Annotated in this window: 6 protein-coding genes; 3 read left to right on the forward strand and 3 right to left on the reverse strand. The window is 42.2% G+C overall.

Annotated elements, in window-relative coordinates:
- Positions 1-2,531 (reverse strand): type VI secretion system Vgr family protein (locus PTT44_RS04675; RefSeq protein WP_273795549.1); only part of this gene is annotated, 2,531 nt, incomplete at its 3' end.
- A gap of 199 nt (positions 2,532-2,730) precedes the next feature.
- Complete coding sequence (locus tag PTT44_RS04680) at positions 2,731-3,354, reverse strand: cation transporter (protein WP_168158046.1); 624 nt, start codon at positions 3,352-3,354, stop codon at positions 2,731-2,733.
- Between the two features lie 76 nt (positions 3,355-3,430).
- Between PTT44_RS04680 and PTT44_RS04685 the strand changes: the two genes are divergently transcribed.
- The 3 genes from PTT44_RS04685 (at position 3,431) to PTT44_RS04695 (ending at position 5,980) form a co-directional block, all read left to right on the forward strand.
- Positions 3,431-3,859, forward strand: a complete 429-nt coding sequence (locus tag PTT44_RS04685) for a Cd(II)/Pb(II)-responsive transcriptional regulator (RefSeq protein WP_168158047.1) — start codon at positions 3,431-3,433, stop codon at positions 3,857-3,859.
- A 451-nt stretch (positions 3,860-4,310) separates the two neighbouring features.
- The gene (gene trhP / locus PTT44_RS04690; protein ID WP_168158048.1) at positions 4,311-5,711 is read left to right on the forward strand and encodes a prephenate-dependent tRNA uridine(34) hydroxylase TrhP; all 1,401 of its coding nucleotides are present in this window, start codon (positions 4,311-4,313) and stop codon (positions 5,709-5,711) included.
- Between the two features lie 14 nt (positions 5,712-5,725).
- Positions 5,726-5,980, forward strand: a complete 255-nt coding sequence (locus PTT44_RS04695) for a YfhL family 4Fe-4S dicluster ferredoxin (protein WP_168158049.1) — start codon at positions 5,726-5,728, stop codon at positions 5,978-5,980.
- A gap of 285 nt (positions 5,981-6,265) precedes the next feature.
- On the opposite strand, the gene ahpF is transcribed toward PTT44_RS04695, so the two are convergent.
- Positions 6,266-7,831, reverse strand: a complete 1,566-nt coding sequence (gene ahpF, locus PTT44_RS04700; RefSeq protein WP_273795552.1) for an alkyl hydroperoxide reductase subunit F — start codon at positions 7,829-7,831, stop codon at positions 6,266-6,268.
- Positions 7,832-7,944: the final 113 nt, after the last annotated feature.

Here is a 7,944-nt window from a genome sequence, read left to right on the forward strand (position 1 = left end):
TTAGTCCCACCCAAAAACTGATGCTGCCCCGCCTTACTCTCAAACTTTCCAGCAGTCGTTGAAAAGATACCTGTTCCATTCATCTTGATTTGAGAACCACCTGCTGTCAGATTAATCTCAGTTGGACTCGTGATATAAACGGTATCTTCCGTAGAAATAATCTGAATGCCTTTACGCGCAATAACATCCAGTGCATCACCTTGCGCTTGGATTTCAACCTTGCCCTTGCCTGCATAGGCTCTTAGCCCGTCCTGTGCTGCAAAGAGACTGATTTTCTCACTGGCATGTGCAATCAACGATTTCTGCGTAGAAAGGTTAATACTCTCCCCTGCACTTTGGCTGATCTGACCATCGGCTGAGAGATAAATATCTTCATTACTGCTAACAGCTATGGAGTTTGGTGCAGAGAGAATCATGATGGCTTGTTTAAATGCATCTGCCTTGTTTTGATCTTGTTGTTCAATCTGTTCTAAGAAGCCTTTTAAGTTTTCTAAAACATCAAGCGGATCCGTCTGTTGATTCTTCGCCACTTCACTTAATGCTTGGCTATTGTTTAAAGTCCCTTCAAGTTGTTGTTTGGCAGGTTGAGCATTCAGATGTGTACCTGCAGCTTGATCTTGTTTATGGCTACTGAGCAGTAACCCCTCACCTGCTCGAATCGCGCCCCATTGATCAGTTCGAAGCTCAAAGCCTTCTCCTCGTCCCTCACTTGTCTCCGTTTCTTTGGGGTGGCTGAGGTTGCCGAGGTTCAACTGAGTTGCCCCATGGCTGCTTTGCAGTTGAGTACTGATCTGGTCAGTTGTGTCATCGAAGCGCAGTTGGTTATAACCTTCACCTCCAACTTCTTTAGAGCGAATCCCAGCTAGTTTCTTGGTTTCTGGCAATTGACCTTTCTGATCAAATTTCGTTGGGCTGCGCTGCGCTTCATGAATCCGCCCAACCACAAAGGGACGGTCAAGATTGCCGTCAAAGAAATCAATCACCACGATTTCACCAATGCGTGGTAAAAAGCGTGCGCCATAGCCCTCACCCGCCCATGGGGTCAAGACATCAACCCATGCCGAGTCTGTATCATTGTCATTGGCGCCTGCACCACCGTCATGACTGTGGTCATCGTTGCGGGTAAAGAGGAAGCGAACTTTGATCCGCCCCCATTCATCCACATGAATTTCTTCGCCACTTGGTCCCACGACTTTGGCACGTTGTGGGTGTGTGGCTGGTCGGTGCTCTATCGGGTTATAAACTGGAACGGTCGTGATGTGACGACGCTGTAAACTCAAGTGGTTGGCTTGGCGTTCACTTGGCACTGTGCTGGTTTTGAGTGACCATTGGCTTTGTTTCAGCAAATGCTGAATTTGCTCACTCAAATCTTTGGGCAAGTTGTTTTGATTATAGAAAGTCTTGGTCGTGATCAGAAATTCTTTGTCTGCGTCACTGTGTTGATCAAGTTCAGGATGTTCATGTAACTCAAACCAATACCCTACTTGGGCATCACGTACGGTGCTCTGTGCAGTGAATTGTTTCGCCTGTTGGTTGTAGACATTACTCAGGGTTTGATTGAGTTTTTCAATTTGGCTGTTTGATGCTGCGGTCGCCTGATCTTCTCCATTTAAATCTTGCATCCATGCAGGGCTAATATGCCACGCTTGTTCTAGGCTGAGGCTAGCATTGTCTTGTTGTGTGCTATGTTGATGTTGGCTTTGGACTGAACCTGCGCCTTCTTCTTGACTCAAGTGATCGGCTTGCCAACGTTGGATATAGACTGCAGTCGGTTGTAGGCTGCGCTGTGCACTCAGACTGATGATGCTATCCTTTTGTTCGGTAGCACTAGAACGATGAAAACGAATTTGTCGACGCTTTAAGGCTTGGAACTGACTGTTGTCATCCAAGAGTCTAAGTTTTTGAGCTTGAATCGGATGACGAGTATGAGGTACATACAGTTCAGCTTCATCAATTAGCCAGTTGATGCCTTCACTGCGCCAGAGCCGTGTTAGAAAGTCATAATCGGTTTCATTTGACTGCATGATGAAGGGACGGACATCGGTCTCTGTATTTAAACCAGAAAGATCAAGACTGAGGCTAGCAGCAAATAGCGGACTTTTGCTCTGCCATTCCTTAAAGAGTATTTCACTGACATCTCGCACACTTTTATTCATAAACACTCGGCTGTTGCGACGTTTATGCCAAAGTGCCGTTGCGTCTTCTAAGCGAAGTTTATACAAGGTCAGTGCACCATCACTTTGTCCTTGTTCGGCTTGAGTGATGATCCCTGTGCTGCGAAATAATGTGCCTTGGTCTGTGACCTGATCGACCGCGACTTGTACCCCGATAAATTGTTTCAGTGGAATCAGAGCATTGGTTGAGAGGCAGATCAATTCAACGTTTAAACCTTGGTTTAATGCATGTGTGCCTTCAATATGCTGCAAAAAGATGTCATGATTTAATGCAGCATGTGAAAATTGTGCATGAATGGCACGTTTTTGTGCACTTAACCCCAATTGCTCAAGCACTTGAGTGATTGTATTTATCATCGTCTATATTTTTAAAAAGTAAGTTTCAGTCAACATTGATCGCAAACAACGATCATAAATTAGGCGCCATTATAGCTATATCAATTTGACAAATGAGCAGAGTTTTATTCTTATTATGTAAACAACAAAATGCTCCGAGCAGCTGTGGAGCATTTTTATGGAAAATAATTTTACTTTGATTAAGAAATCTAGCGTTTTCTTAATTCTCGAGCTGTAATCTACGCTCAGATAATGCTTTGCTCACCACTTGATAACCCGCAGTCATACCTAAAGTCGCCATAATGCCTGCCACGATTATGTCTGGCCACAAACTGCCTGTACCAAACACACCTATTGCAGCAAAAATAACTGCCACATTCCCAATCGCATCATTTCGGCTACAGAGCCAGACCGATTGCATATTAGAGTCACCTTCTCTAAAGGCATATAAAATGACGGCACAAACCACATTCGCAAGCAAAGCAATCACACCAATCACCCCCATGGTCATGGCTTCAGGCGGAATTCCTAAAGCATAGGCATAAATCACTTTACCTATCACGACTAAGCCAAACAGCGCCATGGTCATGCCTTTGAGCAGTGCCACTGTCGCCCGCCAATACAAACTCGCACCAAGCACCGCTAGGGAAATACCATAGTTGACTGCATCACCAAAAAAATCTAGAGAATCGGCCCATAAGGATGATGAATGTGCATAAGCCCCACCAATGAGCTCTACCACAAACATGGCTAAATTGATCAATAAGGCAATCCATAATGCCGTTCTAAACTTACTATTTGGCTTTTGCGGTGCAGGTGCACAACTGCAAGAAGAACATGCCATATATACAACCTCTATCCAGACCTAATCATTTTCTATTATGATTAAAAACTATGGAGTCGCTCTAAGGTCAAGCAAAATGAATCAACAAAACTCATCTGCTATTTATTTGATGAAAGACTTAGTCCATAAAACAGGATTAAGTGCCGATACCATTCGTTTCTATGAAAAAAAGCATTTATTAGAGCCCACTTTTCGCGGAGAAAATAACTATCGCTATTATCAAGATGATGCACTTAAACGACTCATTTTTATTAAACGTTGCCGTGCGCTGGATATCTCACTCAAAGAAATTGAATACCTGATTGAACTGGAACAAGAGCCTCAACAAGACTGTAGTGCCGTCAATCAACTGATCGATGAACATTTAAAACAAGTCGAACAAAAAATCATTGAATTGCAAAAATTCCAGATACAGCTACAACAGCTTCGACAGTCCTGCTCAACTCAATCAACCATTGATGATTGCCAAATTCTAAGACATCTTGAAGCAGGGTTAGATGCATAAAACACATCAACGCAGAATTTAGAATATGGGTATTACTCGATTTTTCGATACATTTGCCCGAACGTTGCATGGTCAATCTAGGACTTTTATATTTATTTTTTAATAATTTCAGAAATAAAAAATCTATCCTAACCTCAAATCTAATAAAAATCATCCCCAATTATTTCGGATAAAAGGCCGCAAAGAACTCTAGCTTTTTGATGATTAGAACCTCCGGTAAGTTTTATATAACCGCTCTTTTACTTTATAAAACAAGGATATTTAAATTTACTTCTATCCTTAGCCACATAAACCATATATTCAAACATTTATAATTGAGCACTCACATCCAGCGTTTGAACATGTAATTTTCGCGTGTATAACCGTTTAAATTCCGAGTTGTTTACTAGGTTGAATCTATTTTTTAAAGCCCTACAATAAACCCATATTTTTTTTATGCCTTAGTTTAATCATGAGCATTCATCACGTTACTGAACTTCTTTCTCCCGCAGGTTCGCTTAAAAATATGCGTTATGCATTTGCCTATGGTGCAGATGCAGTCTATGCCGGACAACCTCGTTACAGTTTACGTGTGCGCAATAATGAATTTGATCATGACAATCTGGCTATCGGCATTCAAGAAGCACATGACTTAAGTAAAAAGTTTTATGTGGTCGTCAACATTCAACCACATAACTCAAAACTCAAAAACTTTATTCGCGACCTCGCACCTGTGGTTGCTATGCAACCCGATGCCCTGATCATGTCGGATCCTGGGTTAATTATGATGGTACGCGAGCATTTTCCAGACATGGATGTGCATCTTTCGGTTCAAGCCAATGCCATTAACTGGGCTACTGTGAAGTTTTGGAAAAACATGGGACTGACTCGGGTCATTTTGTCCCGTGAATTATCCATTGATGAAATTGAAGAAATTAAGCAGCAAGTGCCTGACATGGAAATTGAGGTTTTTGTGCATGGTGCGCTATGCATGGCATACTCTGGACGTTGCATGCTTTCAGGCTATATGAATAAACGTGATGCCAATCAAGGGGCATGTACCAATGCTTGCCGTTGGGAATACAAAGTACACGAGACTCAGCAAGATGAAAATGGCGATGTGATCCCAGTCCAAAATCTGAATACAGGCTCCAACTGCTGTTCAAGCTCTGATGCTGATGAACTGCATATGCAAGCACAGCATCAGTTCGATGAACCCATATTACTACAACGTAATGAAGAAGACATGTTTGCTGCTGAAGAAGACGAACATGGTACTTACTTTATGAACTCAAAAGACTTACGCGCGGTGCAACATGTTGAGCGCTTAACCCAAATGGGCATCCATTCTTTAAAAATTGAAGGACGCACCAAGTCTTATTTTTACTGTGCCCGTACAGCACAAATTTATCGCAAAGCCATAGATGATGCTATCGCCGGTAAACCTTTCGATTCCTCACTCATGACACAACTCGAAGGTCTGGCCAACCGTGGTTATACCGAAGGTTTTTTACGTCGCCACGTGCATAGCGAATATCAAAATTATGAAAATGGTTCATCCAGTTTTGACCATCAACAATACTGCGGTGAAATTTTGGAACGCAATGGCGATTATCTGAAAGTCGATGTCAAAAACCGTTTTGTAGTGGGCGATGTGCTCGAACTCATGACCACTTCAGGCAACATCACTTTTAAACTAACAGAAATCCTCGATAAAAAAGGTAATCCAACACTTGAGGCGAAAGGCTCAGGACATGTGGTTGAAATCCCCGTTCCTGCTGATGTCGACATGCGCTATGCCCTGCTCATTCGTAACTTACCGCATTCAAGTGCCGACATTTCAGCGCCTGCATTGGCCTATGTTGCAAGCTGACTGGGGATAATGCTATGGCACTACGAATAACGGATGCATGTATTAACTGTGATATGTGTCTTCCCGAATGTCCCAATACCGCTATTTTTGAAGGTGATAAAATTTATGAAATAGACATCAGCCGTTGCACCGAATGTGTTGGTTTTTATGACACCCAAACCTGTGTCGATGTTTGCCCAATTGCCTGTATCGAGCCACATCCAGAACACGTTGAAACACAGCAACAATTGTTAGAAAAATTTAAAGAATTGAACTTATTTAGCGTCTAACCTTGGGGAAAGTAGAAAAGAAACCGAGTACTGACCACACTCAGAGTTTCAAAACAAAAACTGGGCAAAGAATAACAATAAACAAAAACTAAATGAAAAAGCCAAAGTGACTGGGGAGCACTTTGGCTTTTTCTTTGTAGAAGATATTTGCTTTAAACGAAAAAAAGGAACTGAGCTGTTAGTGACTCAGTTCCTATCAAGGGTAAAACCAAAGATCAGTGATACAACATAAAGGGAAAAAGCCAACGTATATTTTGGAAGAGCGTTGGCTTTTTCATTTCACACTTACAGCCCAGAACGAATAATATAATCAAAAGCAGACAGAGATGCTTTCGCGCCTTCACCTGTGGCAATGATGATTTGCTTATAAGGCACTATCGTACAGTCACCTGCGGCAAATACACCTTTGACATTGGTTTCGTTGCGATCGTTAATCACAATCTCACCACGGTTTGAAAGCTCAACCGCTGTTTCTTTGAGGAAATCGGTGTTTGGTAATAAACCAATTTGCACAAAGATTCCTGCAAGCTCAACCGTATGTTCTACATCAGTTGCACGGTCTTTATATTTCAATGCTGTCACTTGTGAACCATCACCGACTACTTCAGTCGATAGGGCATTCAGGATCACTGTGGTATTAGGCAAGCTATGCAATTTATCTTGCAACACTTGGTCGGCACGTAGTTTGGTATCAAACTCAACCAAAGTTACATGTTCTACAATCCCAGCAAGATCAATCGCAGCTTCGACACCTGAGTTACCCCCACCAATCACTGCAACACGTTTGCCTTTAAACAGTGGACCATCACAGTGTGGGCAGTAGGCAACACCGCGGGTACGGTATTCTGCTTCACCCGGCACATTCATTTCTCTCCAACGTGCCCCTGTTGAAAGAATTACCGTTTTAGATTCAAGTTTTGCACCATTTTCTAAAATGACTTCAACCAAGCCATTTGCTGTCTCATCTGCACCTTTGATGTTAGAAACACGTTGTAAGTTCATGATGTCCACACCATACTCACGTACATGTGCTTCCATTTCAGCAGCAAACTTCGGCCCTTGAGTCTTTTGAATCGAGGTATAGTTTTCAATGTCCATGGTATCCATGACTTGACCACCCATACGTTCAGCTACAATCCCCGTTTTAATGCCTTTACGTGCGGCATAAATGGCAGAGGTATTTCCTGCAGGACCACCACCAATCACTAAAACATCAAAAGCATCTTTGGCATTGAGCTTTTCAGCTTCTTTGGCCGCAGAATTGGTATCCAGTTTGGCAACAATCTCTTCCAAGGTCATACGGCCTTGACCGATATCGTTATTATCTTGGAACACCATCGGTACAGCCATGATTTTGCGTTCTTCAACTTCGTCTTGGAAGAATGCACCATCAATCATAGTTGCTGTCGTGCCCGGATTGTAAATAGCAATCAGGTTCAACGCTTGCACCACATCTGGACAGTTATGACAGCTTAAAGAGACAAAGACGTCAAAGTCAGACTGGATACCTAAACCTTTGATTGAAGCTAAAATTTCATCCGATACTTTGGGTGCATAACCTGAGGTTTGTAACAATGCCAAGATCAAAGAGGTAAACTCATGCCCCATCGGTAAACCCGCAAAGAAGACACGCGGCTCTTCACCGGCTTTTGCTACACCAAAGCTGGGTGCACGTGAGTTTTGACCATCAAAACGTGCAGTCACCAGTGGAGACAGTGCTGCAACCTCTTCAACCAATTCTTTGATTTTGTCTGATTTTTCAGAACCATTCAAAGTCGCAACCAATTCAATCGGACCTTCAAGGCGTTCAAGAAGTGTTTTTAATTGAGCTGAAGTATTTTGATCTAACATTGTTAAGCTCTCCAAAGCAGTCTATAAATTTATTTGATAGAAGAATCATAGAGTAAATCTAAAAATAGATAAAACAGTTTGTTTTTATTTTAATAATCGGTTTTATAGATTTA

Origin of the sequence: Acinetobacter sp. Gutcm_16 (genome assembly GCF_028649355.1) — a bacterium.
Lineage (GTDB): Bacteria > Pseudomonadota > Gammaproteobacteria > Pseudomonadales > Moraxellaceae > Acinetobacter > Acinetobacter johnsonii.